The sequence below is a fragment of the Bradyrhizobium sp. CCBAU 11361 genome (genome assembly GCF_028128935.1).
In the GTDB taxonomy this organism is placed as follows: domain Bacteria; phylum Pseudomonadota; class Alphaproteobacteria; order Rhizobiales; family Xanthobacteraceae; genus Bradyrhizobium; species Bradyrhizobium niftali.
The window spans coordinates 1-16,804 of record NZ_LBJZ01000174.1; the positions used below are offsets into that span (position 1 = coordinate 1).

The 16,804-nt window shown below is 59.7% G+C and carries 16 protein-coding genes and 1 pseudogene; 16 read left to right on the forward strand and 1 reads right to left on the reverse strand.

The window, feature by feature from the left end; all coding sequences use genetic code 11:
- The 15 genes and pseudogenes from XI08_RS19840 to XI08_RS46045 all read left to right on the forward strand — a co-directional run.
- A partial coding sequence (locus XI08_RS19840; RefSeq protein WP_271575657.1) for a thioesterase domain-containing protein occupies nucleotides 1-1,041 on the forward strand: 1,041 nt, incomplete at its 5' end.
- A gap of 397 nt (nucleotides 1,042-1,438) precedes the next feature.
- Nucleotides 1,439-2,683, forward strand: a complete 1,245-nt coding sequence (locus XI08_RS19845; RefSeq protein ID WP_271575051.1) for a CaiB/BaiF CoA transferase family protein — start codon at nucleotides 1,439-1,441, stop codon at nucleotides 2,681-2,683.
- Nucleotides 2,673-3,503: a citryl-CoA lyase gene (locus XI08_RS19850; RefSeq protein ID WP_271575050.1), complete on the forward strand. Its 831-nt coding sequence runs from the start codon at nucleotides 2,673-2,675 to the stop codon at nucleotides 3,501-3,503. The genes XI08_RS19845 and XI08_RS19850 overlap by 11 nt, the downstream gene beginning before the upstream one ends.
- Nucleotides 3,500-3,787: pseudogene (locus XI08_RS19855) on the forward strand (SMP-30/gluconolactonase/LRE family protein); the annotation flags it as partial. The gene XI08_RS19850 and the pseudogene XI08_RS19855, both read left to right, overlap by 4 nt.
- Before the next feature lie 320 nt (nucleotides 3,788-4,107).
- Complete coding sequence (locus XI08_RS19860) at nucleotides 4,108-4,380, forward strand: hypothetical protein (protein WP_271575049.1); 273 nt, start codon at nucleotides 4,108-4,110, stop codon at nucleotides 4,378-4,380.
- A 187-nt stretch (nucleotides 4,381-4,567) separates the two neighbouring features.
- Complete coding sequence (sfnG, locus tag XI08_RS19865) at nucleotides 4,568-5,674, forward strand: dimethylsulfone monooxygenase SfnG (RefSeq protein WP_271575048.1); 1,107 nt, start codon at nucleotides 4,568-4,570, stop codon at nucleotides 5,672-5,674.
- Between the two features lie 113 nt (nucleotides 5,675-5,787).
- Nucleotides 5,788-6,639 carry an ABC transporter ATP-binding protein gene (locus tag XI08_RS19870; protein ID WP_442869825.1) on the forward strand — a complete coding sequence of 284 codons (852 nt, stop codon included), beginning with the start codon at nucleotides 5,788-5,790 and terminating at the stop codon, nucleotides 6,637-6,639.
- Nucleotides 6,618-7,508, forward strand: a complete 891-nt coding sequence (locus tag XI08_RS19875; RefSeq protein ID WP_271575047.1) for a branched-chain amino acid ABC transporter permease — start codon at nucleotides 6,618-6,620, stop codon at nucleotides 7,506-7,508. Before XI08_RS19870 ends, XI08_RS19875 begins: the two co-directional genes overlap by 22 nt.
- Before the next feature lie 3 nt (nucleotides 7,509-7,511).
- Nucleotides 7,512-8,642 carry a branched-chain amino acid ABC transporter permease gene (locus XI08_RS19880; RefSeq protein ID WP_271575046.1) on the forward strand — a complete coding sequence of 377 codons (1,131 nt, stop codon included), beginning with the start codon at nucleotides 7,512-7,514 and terminating at the stop codon, nucleotides 8,640-8,642.
- Entirely contained in the window at nucleotides 8,581-9,912 is a 1,332-nt protein-coding gene (locus tag XI08_RS19885; RefSeq protein ID WP_271575045.1) for an ABC transporter substrate-binding protein, read from the forward strand. The genes XI08_RS19880 and XI08_RS19885 overlap by 62 nt, the downstream gene beginning before the upstream one ends.
- A gap of 69 nt (nucleotides 9,913-9,981) precedes the next feature.
- Nucleotides 9,982-10,776 carry an ABC transporter ATP-binding protein gene (locus XI08_RS19890; RefSeq protein WP_271575055.1) on the forward strand — a complete coding sequence of 265 codons (795 nt, stop codon included), beginning with the start codon at nucleotides 9,982-9,984 and terminating at the stop codon, nucleotides 10,774-10,776.
- 22 nt (nucleotides 10,777-10,798) lie between these two features.
- Entirely contained in the window at nucleotides 10,799-11,995 is a 1,197-nt protein-coding gene (locus XI08_RS19895; RefSeq protein ID WP_271575044.1) for an acyl-CoA dehydrogenase family protein, read from the forward strand.
- A 292-nt stretch (nucleotides 11,996-12,287) separates the two neighbouring features.
- Nucleotides 12,288-12,488, forward strand: a complete 201-nt coding sequence (locus XI08_RS19900; RefSeq protein ID WP_271565763.1) for a hypothetical protein — start codon at nucleotides 12,288-12,290, stop codon at nucleotides 12,486-12,488.
- Between the two features lie 779 nt (nucleotides 12,489-13,267).
- Complete coding sequence (locus XI08_RS19905) at nucleotides 13,268-14,122, forward strand: type IV toxin-antitoxin system AbiEi family antitoxin domain-containing protein (RefSeq protein WP_271575043.1); 855 nt, start codon at nucleotides 13,268-13,270, stop codon at nucleotides 14,120-14,122.
- Between the two features lie 60 nt (nucleotides 14,123-14,182).
- Nucleotides 14,183-14,632: a nucleotidyl transferase AbiEii/AbiGii toxin family protein gene (locus XI08_RS46045; protein ID WP_333927427.1), complete on the forward strand. Its 450-nt coding sequence runs from the start codon at nucleotides 14,183-14,185 to the stop codon at nucleotides 14,630-14,632.
- Between the two features lie 42 nt (nucleotides 14,633-14,674).
- On the opposite strand, the gene XI08_RS46050 is transcribed toward XI08_RS46045, so the two are convergent.
- On the reverse strand, nucleotides 14,675-15,076 hold the full coding sequence (locus tag XI08_RS46050; protein WP_333927425.1) for a hypothetical protein: 402 nt from the start codon (nucleotides 15,074-15,076) through the stop codon (nucleotides 14,675-14,677).
- Nucleotides 15,077-15,654: 578 nt separating this feature from the next.
- On the opposite strand from XI08_RS46050, the gene XI08_RS19915 reads away from it, so the two are divergent.
- Entirely contained in the window at nucleotides 15,655-16,560 is a 906-nt protein-coding gene (locus XI08_RS19915) for a restriction endonuclease (RefSeq protein WP_271575042.1), read from the forward strand.
- Nucleotides 16,561-16,804 lie beyond the last annotated feature (244 nt).

Sequence of the window (16,804 nt, forward strand, 5' to 3'; positions counted from 1 at the left end):
TGGGCCGAGCTTCTGGGACTGGAGCGGGTCGGACGTCACGACCACTTTTTCGAACTGGGCGGCCACTCACTGCTGGCTGTGCAATTGCTCAGTCGCGCAGTCGATCTTGGGCTTAAGTTCAGTGCCGCCGACCTCTTTCAAGCCCCCGTTCTAAAGGAACTTGCATCGAAAGTTCATGTGGCGCCACAGCCCAGCTATTCGGGAGCGATTTGTGCTCGAGAAGCCGGATCGCGGCCACCGCTGTTCTTTGTTCCCACAGGTTTGGGCGATTGCTCCTATATCCCCAGTTTGGCGCAAGAAATGGATGTCGACTGTCCTGTCTACGGTTTGCCGTGGCCGCAATTCAGTGCAGCTCAATTTCCAACTCTTCAAGAGATCGCCTCGCAAGCTAGCATGGCGATTCGCGAGATCCAGCCGCGAGGTCCATATCGGTTCTCTGGATACTCATCAGGAGGAATCTTGGCTTATGCAATTGCGCAGCAGCTACTAAAGCTCAACGAAGCTGTTTCCTTCATCGGCCTAATTGACGTTGTTTTATTTGCAAATGCATCAAGGACATCACCCACCCAAATGATACAAGAAGTACTGCTGGAATCTCTCGAATTAGATGACGAGAAGTTCGAAATTCTCGACCGCTTCGCTGGACAAAATTCAATTTCCCGACTGCTTGAAAAGGCTCAGAGAATTGGGGCGATCCCTCTGGATCGTGATCTCCGCAATGACATTCTGACGTATGAAAGGGCCACGCAGTTCCAACGGGCGCTGGCCTTGTATCAAGTTCCGTCCCTTCCGGTTGAGGTACACCAATTCTACGCGAACCGGCCTCTTAGCCGTCGGACACGTTCTCGAAAAACTTCGCTAGGTCCAGAAGCAAGTTCGCCTTTGCGGGGTTGGGACCGGATTTTAAGTGCGGAGGCCATTCATGCCGTGCCAATTCCAGGCGACCATGTGACTATGATGAATGTCCCGGAAAACCGCCAAGTTCTGGGTCGGGCCATTTCAACGGCCTTGATCGGGACTCTTAATAGACCCAAAGCATGAATTTCTCCGAATTTTCTTGGGCGCCGGATAACGTACAGATTCTGTCGCACTCTCAGCATTAACGGCTTCTCCTAGAATGAAGGAACTTTGAATGAACGATGGGGATGCCATGTCAAGGGTAGGCGCTTAGCCGGACCCCTTGCTTCGGGATCGGTATAGCTGTGCGAAAGAAGCCTCCGGCTTGGACGGAGGTATGGGATGGTGCATATTTCGCAAAAACGGGACAGCAGTTTCGCTAAATCGCGGACAGCGTAGCGGCGCTGGCCGCCAAGGTGCCGCTCGCGGTCCTCAGCGACTACGACCCCAAGATTGCGGCCGCCAGGATCGATCTCGCCAAGACCTTCACCAACCGCTTCGCCGAGCACGCCGCACAGCAGCTGAAGTAAGGGGGATTGGAATGTCTCTGCCGCTCACTGGCATCCGCGTCCTCGACCTCTCCAACGTGCTGGCTGGTCCGTTCTGCGGCTATCATCTCTCGCGTCTCGGTGCCGAGGTGATCAAGATCGAAAATCCGAACGGCGGCGACCTGGCGCGGCGCCTCGGCTCCGATCCGCAAAGGGCGGAGCGCTTGCAGGGCCTCTCCTTTGTCGCCGTGAATGCTGGCAAGCAATCGGTGGCGCTGGACTTGAAGTCGGAATCAGGCCGCGAGGTGTTCTTGCGGCTCGTCACTGAAGCCGACGTGGTGCTCGAAAACTTCCGGCCGAAGGTGATGGAACGGCTTGGTCTCGGCTTTGACGTGCTCTGCAAGCACAACCCGCTTCTCGTCTATTGCGCCATCTCCGGTTTCGGACACAGCGGGCCGTGGTCGGCCCGTCCGGCCTATGATCAGATCGTCCAGGGCCTCTCTGGCGCCATGAGCGTCACCGGTGATACAGCCTCGGCGCCGCTGCGCACCGGCTTTCCGATCTCGGACACGATCGCGGGGCTCACGGCCGCCTTTGCCATTAGCGCGGCTCTGGTCGAACAGCGGCGGACCGGCCGTGGTCGCTTCATCGACGTGTCTCTGCTCGAAGCCACCGTTGCAGCGATGGGATGGGTGGTCTCCAACTACCTGAACGCCGGCGTCGAGCCGCAGCCGATGGGCAACGAGAACTTCACCGCGGCTCCCTCGGGCACGTTCAGCACGGAAACAGGCCCGTTGAACATCTCCGCCAACGAGCAGAAACAGTACCAAGCCCTATGCGACCTGATCGGCCGACCGGAGCTGAAGACGGATCCACGCTTCGCAAAGCGCGAGATGCGTAAGGTAAACCGTGCGGCGCTGAATGCGGAATTGAACGAGGCGCTGAGCCGCAAGCCCGCTGAAGAATGGGAGCTGCAAATGAATGCGGCCGGTGTTCCCGCGGGCTGCGTGCTGACGGTCGCTCAGATATTGCGGCAGCCGCAGCTGCTCGACCGCCGCTTTGTCGAGACGTTGCCCCCGGAACAGGCCGGCGCGCAGCCACTACGAATCACGCGGCCGGGCTTCCGGCTAAATGAGGAGTTTCCGGTGCCGTCACCACCTCCCACACTCGGAGCAGACACGGAGCGATGGCTGCAGCGGCTCGGCTATTCCGCAGAGGCCATCGCTGAACTCGTGGCCAGCGGAGCGGTTGCAGGCAAAACGGTAGGGCGAACCACTGGAGGGAACCATGAGCGATGAAACCGCATTGCGAGACGCAGCCGCGCAGTGGTGGCGGACGTCGATCTGTGACGTCGCTCCCGGGCGCATCGCCTATCGGGGTTATCCGATCCAGGATCTGATCGGCCGGATCTCGTTTCCGGCGATGATCTGGCTGATGCTGCGCGGAGAACTGCCCTCAGTGGCGCAGGAGCGGCTGCTCCAGGCCGCGCTGGTTGCGTCCGTCGATCACGGCCCGCATGCGCCGTCGATCGCGATCGCCCAGATGGCGGTGAGCTGCGGCCTGCCGCTGAACGGCGCGATGGCCTCCGCCATCAACACGCTTGACGACGTCCATGGCGGCGCGGGCGAGCAGGCCGTCGAGCTTTATGACGACCTGTTGCGGCGGACCGAAACCCAGGAGATCGACGCCGCGGCAGGTGCGGCCATCGATCATTTCACCGCGACCCGCGGCAAGTATCTGCCGGGCTTCGGCCACCGCTTTCATCCGGTCGATCCGCGTGCCGCGCCGCTGCTGGCGCTGGTGGATGCGGTTATGGCTGAAGGCTGTGTCGCTGGGCGCTATGCCGCCGCAGGCCGCGCCATCGAACGCGTGATGCGGCAACGCAAGGGCAAGCTGATCCCGATGAACATCGATGGAGCCACCGCCGTCATCTATGGCGAGCTCGGCTTTGCGCCGCCGCTCGCGCGGGGTGTGTTCTGCCTGTCGCGCGCGGTCGGCATCCTGGCGCACGCCTGGGAGCAGACCGGACGCAAGGACCGCAACAAGGGGCCGATGCCCAAGCAGTTTGCCTACAAGTATGAAGGCCAGCCGCGCCGCGCGTTGAGCGATACGCCATGATGTATCTCGACACACCGCCACAGCGCGTCGAGACCCGCGTCTTCTCGGCGATGCCGGCGGAGTTTCGACGTCCAGGCGTTCGCTCGGACTGGGCCGATGCCAACCGCGGCGGCAAGCCGGTGGATTGCTTCATCGAGGGGCCGGCATTCGATGCCGCCGGCAATCTTTATGTCGTCGATATTCCGTTCGGCCGCATTTTCCCGATTGCACCGGATGGAGTCTGGTCCTTGGTCGCCGAATATGACGGCTGGCCCAACGGCCTGAAGATCCGCTCCGATGGTCGAGCAGGCGCGCGATTTCATCTTCCTGGAAAGGTCGTTGTCGCGACGGGTAGCGGATCTTCCTTGAGAGGCAGGACAGTGTGGGGTGCGATCGTGCGTGGGCCGCTCGTCAGTATTCCCCTGGGTGCTAAGGTGTTTGCATGTTCGACTGTAGAACAGTGGTCCGTTCATCTAAATTGCGAATTCAAGCTCTCCAGCTATTTGCGGGGAGTGCAGTGGTCTCAGATGCCGGCGAATGTAATAAAACTATTCCAACAAATCGCCGAAGTCGCAGAATCAAGTGCAAGGTACCATACTGGTAGCGCCCGAAACGGCCGCGACCATTGAAAGGGCTTCTTTGCGGCGATGCGATGATTAGCCACGCCTGCACAGCAACAAACGATGCGTGCGCGGCGAAAAAAAAGGAAGCTGATTATCTCCGCGCGACGAAAAATAGTGCGTCTTGGACTCGCATGGTCGAACAATCTTTGAGAGGATTGGTCATCAGGCAATGGTGCCAGTCAGGAGCGCTGATGATGCGCAACAACATCTTTGACAAGGTCATGCATTCGATCATGCGCGAGCTTGTCGATAAGTTGTGTTCGTGTCGTTCCTGAGTGGCGTCTCAATGCGCAAGCGCGATCTGAACTGAGATCGCTCTAGCTCCTCGAAATCACCAACCTAAAAGGCCGCTCGAGCAGCAGCGTCCGCACTCGCTCGTCTCGATCGGCGTGGTCGCATGGTGCTGCCGGACTCAAGCCGCCGGCTATTTCGCTGCCGTGCGATTTTCAAGGGACAAGCAAGATGTCTGCGAACAACAATCCGATCAGATTTGCTTACTGGGTGCCGAACGTGTCCGGCGGCCTCGTCATCTCCTCGATCGAGCAACGTACCAGCTGGGACATCGACTACAATCGCAAGCTCGCCCAGATGGCCGAGAAGGCCGGCTTCGACTACGCGCTGAGCCAGATCCGCTTCACAGCGGGCTACGGCGCTGACAAGCAGCACGAATCGGTCAGTTTTTCACACGCGCTGCTCGCCGCGACCGAAAAGCTCAAAGTGATCGCTGCTCTCCTTCCCGGCCCATGGAATCCAGCATTGGCCGCAAAGCAGATTGCAACCATCAGCCAGCTCACCAATGCGCGCGTTGCGGTCAATGTTGTCTCGGGCTGGTTCCGCGGCGAATTCCATGCGATCGGCGAGCCCTGGCTCGACCACGACGAGCGTTATCGCCGCTCGGAGGAGTTCATCAACGCGTTGCGCGGGATCTGGACGCAGGAGAGTTTCACGCTCAAGGGCGACTTCTATCGGTTCAACGACTATTCGCTCAAGCCGAAGCCGTTCGATCCGCTGCCTGAGATTTTCCAGGGCGGCTCCTCGCGTGCGGCCCGCGACATGGCCGCCCGCGTGTCCGATTGGTATTTTACGAACGGTAACACGCCTGACGGCCTGAAGACGCAAGTCGACGACATCAGGAGCAAGGAAAAGACGTTCGGCAAGAGCTGGCGAACCAAGATCGGCATCAACGCATTCGGCATCGTTCGGCAGACAGAAAAGGAGGCCAAGGATCTCCTCCAGGAGATCCTTGATAAGGCGATCCCGGAGGCGGTGGGCGGCTTCCACCATGAGGTCCAGAATGCCGGCAATGCCAGCCCCGAGCGCGAGGGCAATTGGGCCAAATCCACCTTCCAGGATCTCGTTCAGTACAACGATGGCTTTCGTTCCAATCTGATCGGCACGCCGCAACAAGTCGCCGAGCGCATCATTGAGCTCAAGCGCGCCGGTGCCGACCTGATCCTGCTCGGCTTCCTGCACTTCCAGGAGGAGGTCGAATATTTCGGCAAGCATGTGATCCCGCGGGTCCGCGAGCTCGAGGCGAGGACGCCCGTGCGCGTTCAGGCCGCCGAATAGGCCTGAGGAGAGACAGCGAAGTGGCGGGGATTGCGACAGGAGCGGGCGTGCTTCGTCTGGAGGAGGTTCCTGCAGACGAACAGATCCGTGCAGGGTCCCGAGAGCGCGATGACGTGACAGAGCTCAATAACGAGCGCGTCGTCAGAACGATCGCGGGGCCGGCGCTCGGACTTGCGAACATTTCGCTGACATTCGGCGGCGTCGCAGCGCTACGCGAGGTCGATCTGGAAGTCGCCCAGGGCGAGATCCTGGCAGTGATCGGACCGAACGGCGCCGGCAAGAGCTCGCTCCTCAACATCGTCACTGGGCTTTACCGGCCCGACCGCGGGAAGGTGTGGTTTGGCGAGCACTCCTTTCGTGATGTGCCGACGTCGAAGCTTGCAGCGCTTGGCGTGGCGCGGACGTTCCAGAATCTGGTGCTCTTCAGGGGACTTTCCGTCTTCGACAATGTGCTGATGGGGCTAGCGCATCGCGTCCGTACGGGTTTTTTGCGGCAGATCGTCGGCTCGCCACTGGCGCGACGGATCGAGGCGGAGAATCGCGCGGTCGCCGAAGAAGTAATCGGCTTCCTGCATCTTGCTGAGGTTCGTGACCGTCTTGCTGGAACGCTCCCTTACGGAGCGCAGAAGCGCGTCGAGCTGGCGCGGGCGCTGGTTGCTCAGCCGAGGCTCCTACTGCTGGACGAGCCGTTCGCAGGCGTGACTCTTACCGAGAAGCGGGAGCTGTCGCAGCATGTGCGCAACGCCCGCGACAGTTTCGGCGCAGCAATCGTCCTGATCGAGCATGACATCGGCGTGGTGATGGGCCTGTCCGATCGCGTGGCCGTGCTCGATTACGGACGAAAGATTGCCGACGGCACGCCCGACCGAATCCGCGCCGATCCTGCGGTGATCGACGCTTATCTCGGCGTCGCACATGAGGACGATACGGAGCTTGCGATCCGATGTTCGATTACCAGTTTCTGATTGAGGTGCTGATCGGTGGCCTGCTTTCGGGAGTGATGTACTCCCTTGTCGCGATCGGGTTCGTGCTGATCTACAAGACCTCCGGCGTTCTTAACTTCGCACAAGGCGCGATGCTTTTGTTCGCGGCCCTGACCTTCGTCAGCCTCGTCGAGCGCGGCGCGCCATTCGTTGCCGCACTGGCAGCGACGCTGGTCATCATGGTCGTATTGGGCATCGCCACCGAGCGCGCGGTGCTGCGGCCGCTGGTCAACCAACCGCCGATCACCCTGTTCATGGCGACCCTCGGGCTTTCGTACGTCATCGACGGAGCAGCCCAGCTTCTGTGGGGCACGCAGGTTCATGGCCTCGACATCGGCATCAGCGACACCCCGTTCGAGGTGGCCGGCGTGCTGATCAGTCGCTTCGACCTGTTTGCGGCGGCGGTCGCGGGCAGCCTGGTCGCGCTGTTTGCACTCTTCTTTCGCTATACCCGCACTGGGCTGTCGTTTCGCGCCGTTGCCGATGATCAATTTGCAGCGCTTGCGGTCGGCCTGCGATTGCCACGGGTCTGGGCTGCCGTTTGGACCGTGGCGGGGATCGTCGCCCTGGTCGGTGGGCTGCTGTGGGGCGCGCGGCTCGGCGTGCAGTTCTCGCTGTCGCTCGTCGTCCTGAAGGCGCTTCCAGTCTTGGTCCTCGGCGGGTTCGACTCGATCGCCGGTGCGATTGTCGGTGGTCTTTTGGTGGGCGCAATCGAAAAGTTGGCTGAGGTCTATGTCGGACCGTTCTTTGGCGGCGGCATCGAGGCCTGGGCCGCCTATGTCGCGGCACTGGCGCTCCTGCTGATCCGGCCATCGGGCCTGTTCGGGCAGAAGCTGGTGGAGAGGGTGTAAGTCATGCTGGCCCTCACTCCTGCTAAATCGCGCTGGGTCTCCGGTGAGGTGCTGTGGATCGGCCTGGTGATTGTGGCCGCCTACGGCATCGTTCCTCTCGCGGGGACGGACTATCTGCTCGACGCCGTGCTCACGCCGTTCCTGGCGCTGTCACTTGCGGCCGTGGGGCTCAACGTCCTGACCGGTTATGCCGGTCAGGTCTCGCTCGGCTCGGCCGCCTTCCTCGCTGTCGGCGCCTACGCCGCCTATAATCTTCATCTTCGCATCCCCACATTGCCGCTGCTCATCGACCTGGTGCTGGCCGGGGGTGTCGCAGCGGTCATCGGCATCATATTTGGGCTACCGAGCCTGCGGCTGCGCGGGTTCTATCTCGCGGTATCGACGCTCGCCGCGCAGTTCTTCGTACAGTGGGCGCTGACCAAGTTCAGCTGGTTCTCCAACGACAATCCATCAGGGGTAATCGACGCGCCGATTCTCAGTATCGGCAGCATTACGTTCACGAGCCCCGCGGAACGTTACGTTTTCTCGCTGACGATCGTGGTCGTTTTGACCCTGCTGACGCTGCGATTGTTGCGTTCTCAATCCGGCCGCAACTTCATCGCGGTGCGCGACCATGAGATCGCGGCCAAGGTGATCGGCGTACCGCTCTTGCGCACCAAGCTGCTCGCCTTTGCCCTTTCGTCCTTCATCATCGGTGTTGCCGGCGTGCTCTGGGCATTCGCATATTTGCGCACGGTCGAGCCGGCCGGATTCAATCTGGATCGATCTTTCCAGATCCTGTTCATCATCATCATTGGGGGCCTTGCCTCGCTGCGCGGCTCCTTCATCGGCGCCGCCTTCATCGTCGTGTTCCCGCTCCTGCTGTCGCGGATCGGCGCCGCGTTGCTCGGCAACGTGTTCGATTCGGGTGTTCTCGAGATGAGTCAGCGCATCGTGATCGGAGCGCTCATCATTGCTTTTCTGATCGCAGAGCCGCGCGGGCTGATCGCGCTGTGGGACCGCGCCCGCCATCCGGACCGCCAGGCGCCCCGCGATCCCGACTTGAGAGTTGCTTACCCCAAAGGAGCTTGTAATGAACATGTTCAGACGTTTGAAAGTGACTATGGGCGCGGCGCTCGCCGTAGGCCTCGCTAGTACGTTGGCGGTGCACGCCGACGAACAGTTCTTCCCGCTGCAGAGCTATCGCGTTGGTCCCTACGCCGCCGGCGGTACCGGGTTCTTTGGCGGCTTCATCGACTATCTCAACCTCATCAACATCCGCGATGGCGGCGTCAATGGCGTCAAGCTCACCTGGGATGAAGGTGAGACGCAGTACGAGGTGGAACGCGGCGTCGAAGTCTATGAGCGGCTGAAGAGCCGTCCCGGGATTGCGGCGTGGAATCCGCTTTCGGTTGGCATCGCTTACGCCATGATCGACCGCATCACCAAGGACAGGGTGCCACTGATCACCGTCAACCATGGTCGTACTGATTCGACCGATGGCCGCGTGTTCCCTTACGTCTTTCCGCTGCTGCTCAATCCCTACAGCGAGACGTCCGGCATCGTGAACTACATTGCCTCCAGGGAAGGAGGCGCGGAAAAGCTCAAGAGCAAAAAGATCGTCGTGCTCTATCATGGCTCGCCGTACGGCAAGGAGACGATCCCGATCTACAAGCTCCTGGCAGACAAATACGGCTTTGAGGTGGAACAGATCGAGGTCCCGCACCCGGGCAATGAGCAGCAGTCGCAATGGCTCTCGATCCGCCGGGCAAAGCCAGACTACGTGGTGTTGCGCGGCTGGGGCGTGATGAATCCGGTGGCGCTCAAGACCGCGCAGAAGGTCGGTTTCCCCGCCGACCACATCATCGGCAACGTTTGGTCCAACTCCGAGGAGGATGTCATTCCCGCCGGTGACGCCGCCAAGGGATATATCGCGATCACGACCCAGACCTCCGGCGCCGAATATCCGGTGCTCCAGGAGGTGATCAAGACCGTCTATGGCGCGAACAAAGGCAATCTCGACGACAAGAAGCGCATCGGCAGCGTCTATCACAACCTCGGAATCGTGAACGGTATCCTCAATGTGGAAGCTGTCCGGATTGCGCAGGCAAAGTTCGGCAAGCGTACCTTGACCGGTGACGAGGTCCGCTGGGGCTTTGAGCACCTGGCGCTCGATCCGGGGCGGGTGGAGGCGCTGGGCGCCAAGGGCCTGTTCCATTCGATCAACGTCACCTGGGACAATCACGAAGGGGATGGCCGCGTCACTTTCCAGCAGTGGGATGGCAGCAAATGGAAGGTGGTCTCGGACTGGATTGCGCCGGATTGGGCGTCCCTGCGGCCCATCATCGAGAAGTCGTCCGCCGCTTATGCGAAGGAGCACAACATCAAGATTCGTAGCTCCGGCGATGAACCGGTGAGCCAGTAGCGCAAGGCAACGCTTCGGTTACTGCGGAAGCCTCGGCTCCCGCAGTTTTCAGACAGGGTGAATCCGGGCATGAGTGACGTTCTGCTTTCGGTCGAAGCGTTGGCGGCAACCTACAACCACGCCATTCGCGCCGTAAACGACGTATCGTTTGCGGTTCGACGTGGCGAAATCGTCGCCGTGCTCGGCGCCAACGGAGCCGGCAAGTCGACGACGCTCCAGGCGATCTCGGCGCTGCTGCCGGCTCGGCGTGGCCAAGTGGCCGCCGGGCGGATTCTTTTTGACGGCCGCGACATCGTATCCACATCGCCCGCGAAGCTGGTCCGGGCCGGGCTCGTTCCCGTGCTCGAAGGCCGGCATTGCTTCCCCTCGCTGACCGTGGAAGAGAACCTTATCACCGGTGCTATTGGCCGAGACGCAAAGTCTCGCGTGATCCGTGCCGATCTTGACGAAATCTATGAGCTCTTCCCACGACTGAAGGATCATCGCAAGTCGACCTCGGGGCTCACATCGGGCGGCGAGCAGCAAATGACGGCGATCGGTCGCGCATTGATGTCGCGGCCACGACTCCTGGTGCTCGACGAGCCGTCGATGGGGCTCGCGCCGCTCGTCGTCGAAGGCATTTTCCGAGCGCTGAAGCAGCTTAATAGCGAGCAGGGGCTCTCAATCCTGGTCGCGGAACAGAATTCGACGGTCGCGCTGCGCTTTGCCGACCATGCCGTCGTGCTTGAGAGCGGCCGCAGCGTGCTGTCCAGCTCGTCAGTCGAATTGCGCAGCCGCGACGACATCAGGGCCCTTTACCTCGGCGGTTCACCGCAAACCGACGTCGCCGATAAACCGCTTATCCATGCCGCTGCCACACTTTGACGAACACAGGGGAGAATGACCAATGGCTAACGACAATCTGGCGCGCAAGATCGATTCTGACATCTATTCCCGGCTGGATGCCGCGATCGATGCGACCGTCAAGGTCAATGCCGATCGCAACGATCTCGAAAGCCGTTTTCCAAGAGAGAATCTGAGGGCATTGGCGGAAGCCGGCTGGACCGGCGTGCTGAACGAAACACGCTTCGGTGGCCTTGGTCTTGGGCATGTCGATTTTGCCGAAGCCGCTTACCGCATCGGACAGTCCGATGCGTCGACCGGCCTCGTCTACGTCATGCATGTCGGCGCGGCTCAGACGATCAATCTGTTTGGTAACGATGACCAGAAGGAGCGTTGGCTCAAGGCCAACAATGGCGCTTTGCTTGGGACATACTCGACCAGCGAACGTGCGACTGGTGGACACTGGTGGTATAATCTCTCCGAGGCATCGCGCGACGGCGACAATTATCTTCTCAACGCCGAAAAGTCGTTCACGACAAGCTCCGGCCAGGCCGACTTCTATGTCGTGCAGACGCGCACCCCAGGCGCGAAGGACCAGGCCGACATCGTCTTCTTCATTGTCGACGGCAAGTCTGAGGGCATCGACTCCAAGCCTTGGGATGCGCTCGGTGTTCGCGGCAATCACTCGGGCCCGATCCGCTACAGCAACGTACGGGTGCCGCAGCGTGACCGGCTCGGCACTGAGGGGCAGGGGAAGGAGATCATATATGATGGCGTATCCCCGGTCTATCTGATCGGCCTCGGTGCGGTTTGGGAAGGCGTGGCCCGCGGCGCGTTGAACGCAGCCGTCAAGCACGCCACGAGTTTCGTTCACAGGGACCGAAACAAGAGTCTGTCCGACTATCAAGCGATCCGGCAGGAGCTCGGTGCGGCCAAGGTGTTGGTCGAGACCTTGCGGCCGTGGCGCCTGGAGCTCGCGGCAAGGCTGGATGAGCTCTGGCGGGCCGGTAAGCCGCAGAGCGAGATCCTAATCCCTCTGACCGAGTTCAAGGTCCATGCAGCCGAGGTTGCGAATAAGGTCGCAGCAGCAGCACTCACGGTCACGGGAGGTTACGGTTACCACCGCGGCCCGATCGAGCGCGCCTTCCGTGACGCGCGGGCAGCCATCGCCATGGGACCATCAAACGTGATTGCTCGGGACTGGATCGGTAAGGCGCTGGTCGGCCTGCCGCTCGAGCTGTTCTACGAGGGCGGAGAATAGGCCGAAATGCGCCGCGCTATTGGGCGCTGGGCCCCGCGAACGCTGGGCTCAGCGTCACGCGCCGCTTTCCGAATCCGACTTCGAACCGTTCTGGATGATGCGGTCCTGTAGCGCAGGCGCCCCAGTCGCCTCAGCTACAAGTTCGATGGCGCGAAGCCCGCCCGCCTTATGATCGCGTAACAAGGAAGGTGAGCCGCTAAATCCTCTGCACGATGGCAATTCTATTAACGTAGTTGTATCTCGCCACACGCGAGTTCCGCTAAGGTCATTGTCGGATTGGAGGAGACCTCGCATGTTCGACTCCGAAACCACCACCCTTCTGCGCGCGGTTCTGGATGAAGTTTGCAAGGATCTTTCGCTTCATGAGACCGGCGCCAGAACACACGTCGCCTCCAAAATCCTGGAAGCCGCGACCCGAGGAGAGACGTCCGTCAACGTTCTCAAGCAAGTTGGCCTGACGGCGTTGAATAGCGCGCCGACGATGTGGCGCTAGAAAGCTCGCAGGTGCGCTTCCTTCAGCGAGGCGCAGGCTCAGGCGCTGAATTCACCGCAACAGTCAACATTGATTCAGATGTTTCAACTGCGGTTGCTCGCTAAGTAGATTGCAAGCCTGGGCGTGGATTCCTTAATCTTTCGGTACACATTCACTCCGCCGAAACTCACAGTGCAGCGAGATTGTCTTCCCCGTACCTCAGGCGGCGCGTGCGGAATCATCCATTTGCAGCGCTTCAGCGGACACCTTGCCCGAGGGGCCTGTCTTGAGCTCGAAGCTGATCCGGGCCCCCTCGGCAAGCCCATTGTCGCCGGCCTTCTCAACCGCCCTTTGCTCGCCGCCCGCCTCCAAGTAGTTACTGGTCTCACGCCGTACGTGCATTCGTGCCCGTCGAAGCTATCCCTGCAGCCGATCGATCGACTGCCATCGCTCGCCATTTTGCATTTCAGGGCCGCGAACCCGGGACGGTGATAATGCTTGGCCTGCAGGGTGATCGTGCCGTCGGCTAGGGCGTGTCGACCGTCGATCCCGTTATCCGGCCCCTCCGGAAAAGCCTCGAAGTGCTTTCCAATTTCGCGGCCTATGAGGTCGCGGCGCAAATCCTCAAACTCGCTGTGGGACAAATTCGCGAAATCACAGTTCATGCGACTGGAACTTGAGGAGGATGGCGCGGGGAAGGGGACCTGGTTTAAGAAATGCTATTTTAATCTAGTATTGCTTGATTTTATGGGAGCTTTTCAAACTTGCAAATGGTTTGAAGATATGGCGATATATCAACTATGGATAGACAAAGGGGACAACTCTTAAACCAGCTCGACAAGCTCCTACCCGAGGGGCTAGTGGTCGATTCTGCCTGGCTCAAGCGGCACGGCTACTCCACCCAACTCCAGCATCTGTATGTGCAACGTGGTTGGCTTGAACAGCCAGCCCGAGGGGTCTTCCGGCGGCCGCGTTACAAACTAAGCTGGCAACAAGTCGTCATATCCCTCCAAGGCATCCTGAATTATTCCCCACTCGTCGTGGGCGGACGGACGGCGCTCGAATTGCAAGGGTATGCCCACTATCTCCCGCAATCGACGACCCGCGTCCATCTTTACGGACCCAAGCCGCCACCATCCTGGCTCAGTAAGTTGCCGCTATCCGTCAAATTCATCTACCACAATGATAGACGGCTCTTCAAAAACGACCCCGTCGCGAAGAGCATAAGCAGCGTCCGCTGGAATGTCGAAACCGGCAAGATGACAGACATCACGGCCTTTCGGGGAGGCGACGTAGCTCAACTGAACTGGGGGCAATGGGACTGGCCTCTGACCTTGTCCACGCCCGAGCGCGCCGTCTTCGAACTGCTTGACGAATTGCCCAACAACGAAAGTTTCGAACAGGTCGACGCCCTGCTCGGTGGTCTTGCGAACCTTCGGCCGGACCGCTTGCAGAAGCTCCTGAACGATTGTGCGAGCGTGAAGGTCAAGCGTCTCTTCTTCTATTTTGCCGATCGCCACAACCATGCCTGGCTCAAGCGGCTCAACAAGGAGGCTGTCGATCTGGGCCACGGCAAGCGCATGCTCGTCAAAGGTGGCGTTCTCGACCCGACCTATCAGATAACGGTACCGGAAGATCTCAATGGCGTTCGCTGACATCTACAAAAAGCAGGTCGCGCTGTTGCTGCGCGTTCTCCCGTTCGTCACCGAAGAGAAGTGTTTCGCCCTGAAAGGGGCACTGCAATCAATCTGTTCGTCCGCGATATGCCGCGTCTGTCCGTCGATATCGATCTGACTTATGTTCCTGTAGCGCCGAGACCCGAATCCCTCGCCGACATCGATGCGGCCATGCAGCGCATCGCAGCCAAAGTAAAAGACAAGATCCCCGGTGCGCAGGTCCATGAGACCCGTAAGGAGGGCGCGATCGTCAAACTGGTGGTTCGCGCGCAGAATGTCCAGATCAAGATTGAAGTCACACCGGTGCTGCGTGGCTGCGTCTTCGAGCCGGTCGTGACTTCGGTGCGGCCTGCCGTTGAAAAAGAGTTCGGATTCGCGGAGGCTCGTACCGTGTCTTTCGCCGATCTCTATGGCGGCAAGATCGTTGCGGCTTTGGACCGCCAGCATCCACGCGATCTGTTCGATGTGCGAGATTTGCTCGCCAAATGAAGGCATCACGATGAAATCCGCAAAGCTTTCATCGTCTATCTCCTAAGCCACGACCGGCCGATGTTCGAGGTGCTTGCCTCGCCTCAAAAAGATATCAGCGATGAATTCCTCCATGGCTTCGAGGGTATGACGGACAAGCCCGTTTCCAAGGATGCCATTATCGCCGCGCGCAAGACGCTCGTTGAATAAATTGTTGGCAAGATGCCGGACGCACACCGGAAGTTTCTTGTATCGTTCGAGCGCGGCGCGCCGGATTGGGGTCTCCTCGGCATACCCGCCGCAGCCGATTTGCCGGCCGTCAAATGGCGTCAGCAGAATCTCGACAAGCTGCCGAAGGAAAAACGCGACGAGCTCGTCACTGGCCTCGAAAAGGTTCTCTTCGCATAGGTTTGCGAATTTCTCGGCGGCAGTTTCGAGAACAGATGAATAGGCGATCTTGGGCAACTCGGGTCGCGGCCATAGGCCTCGACGATGAAGGAGATCACGGGTTTAAGAGCCGCAAAACGTTCGTTAGCTTGCCGATCGTGAAACTCCGGTCACCTCAAAATCGGTTCGAAACGGCGGAATAAGGGTCACGCGTTCGCGGGGCTTGACGAAACTACAGTGCCCATAAGAGAGCTGTAGTCAGGACCGTGGTTTTAGCATCGGCGATGGCAGAAAGTGCTTATTTTTCAATAGGGGTTGACTCCCACTCTCTCCGCCGCTGCACTGTTCTCCTTTGTATCCGATCGTTCGGACCGACAGCAAAACCAATGAGTGTCGCGACAAAGGCTGTTCCGACCGGTTACCCGACGTTACGCTTCGTCACCACGAAAATTGTGGCTTCTGGGGTGGGTTCGAAGGACGGATTTCGCGATGAAGAACTTGGCGAGCGAAGCTCAAGCCGCTCGACGTCGGCGGGAGATTCGCGACGACCTCGACTATGTCTACTCCATAACCCTCTAAGACCCTCCTTTTGAAAGATGGCGAAGGCTTGCCGACTTGGGGTGCAAAGCTCACACGATGGGGATAGGATGTGCGCCGTGAAAGAAACCGTCTCTGAACGACCTGGTCAGCGATTCCATAACCTCGTTGCCCTCTTGGAACGGATGTTCGCGCACAAGGACGGAGTGACCGTGGCTTCCTCCTTACGGTTGCCCGACAAGGACACCGGGCGGCTTCGCGAGCATGACGTGGTTATTATCCGTCGTACCCATCACGGGCCGAACCTCACCGCCATTGAGTGTAGGGACCAAGGGCGAAAGGTGGGAGTTCCTCAGATCGAGGCCTTTGCCAAAAAGTGCGAGAAGACCGGAATCCACCACGGCATCGTAGTTGCTGCAAACGGCTTTACAAACACGGCCCGCACCAAGGCTGAGGCACTGAACCTGACGTGCATGGAGTTGGCCGAAGCAGAATCCTTCGAATGGATTGGCACTGTCACCATCATCGGCCAGTTCTACAACTTCACTGCGATCGAAGCTCACGTTCGCGTGGTGGAAAACGGGCTAAAGGTCGCAAATCCATCCACCGTCTATACGGCTGATGGCTTGCCCTACAACGGCGAGGGTATTCAATCTCTCATCGTGGACAAACTGACGACGGAAGCCCGCAATCCGACCGTCCGTCAGACCCTCACTGGTCACATCGTTGCACCGATGGAGGGCTTCTACATCATCGACGCTCTGAGCCAGCGCTTCCAAGTGAAGGATATCACGTTCACTTACGCGCTGGAGATTGAGGTCACGGAACGCCCGATCACGCTCCATTACTACGCCGGAGAAAGCGCAGCGTTGGAAATCGCCTCTGGACAAATCTCGTTCGCCACTGGGCAATCTACGTTGGCATTCGTCAAATCGAAAGACGGCGTGATGGGCTACGTCGTCTCCACTGGAGGGTTGAGCCATCGAGTGAAGATCGGCGATCTGCCAGAACGGCGCCTCGGCTAGATTCTAGCTAGAGTCGTCAGCTGACGGCTGCAGGCTCCAGCGACTGGCCGAGCAAGAGATGCCAGAGCGTCAAGATTTCATGCGCTGCGCGAGCAGGGCTTCGCGCGGGCGGATCTAATCCGTTGAGCGGCGTGCCTGGAGCACGCTCGATGCCGAGCAATACAGAGCTCCGGCAGCGCCTTCGTCAATGGCGCCTTCACGCACCTCTCGCATCTAAGGTTGGGACTGGGACCGGCTGACCAGT

Coding starts and splice junctions, on each gene's coding strand:
- XI08_RS19890 (WP_271575055.1), top strand. CDS start 9,982: ATGAGTGACGTTCTGCTTTCGGTCGAAGCGTTGGCGGCAACCTACAAC.
- XI08_RS19845 (WP_271575051.1), top strand. CDS start 1,439: ATGTCTCTGCCGCTCACTGGCATCCGCGTCCTCGACCTCTCCAACGTG.
- XI08_RS19880 (WP_271575046.1), top strand. CDS start 7,512: ATGCTGGCCCTCACTCCTGCTAAATCGCGCTGGGTCTCCGGTGAGGTG.
- sfnG (WP_271575048.1), top strand. CDS start 4,568: ATGTCTGCGAACAACAATCCGATCAGATTTGCTTACTGGGTGCCGAAC.
- XI08_RS19900 (WP_271565763.1), top strand. CDS start 12,288: ATGTTCGACTCCGAAACCACCACCCTTCTGCGCGCGGTTCTGGATGAA.
- XI08_RS19885 (WP_271575045.1), top strand. CDS start 8,581: ATGAACATGTTCAGACGTTTGAAAGTGACTATGGGCGCGGCGCTCGCC.
- XI08_RS19875 (WP_271575047.1), top strand. CDS start 6,618: ATGTTCGATTACCAGTTTCTGATTGAGGTGCTGATCGGTGGCCTGCTT.
- XI08_RS19850 (WP_271575050.1), top strand. CDS start 2,673: ATGAGCGATGAAACCGCATTGCGAGACGCAGCCGCGCAGTGGTGGCGG.
- XI08_RS19895 (WP_271575044.1), top strand. CDS start 10,799: ATGGCTAACGACAATCTGGCGCGCAAGATCGATTCTGACATCTATTCC.
- XI08_RS19905 (WP_271575043.1), top strand. CDS start 13,268: ATGGATAGACAAAGGGGACAACTCTTAAACCAGCTCGACAAGCTCCTA.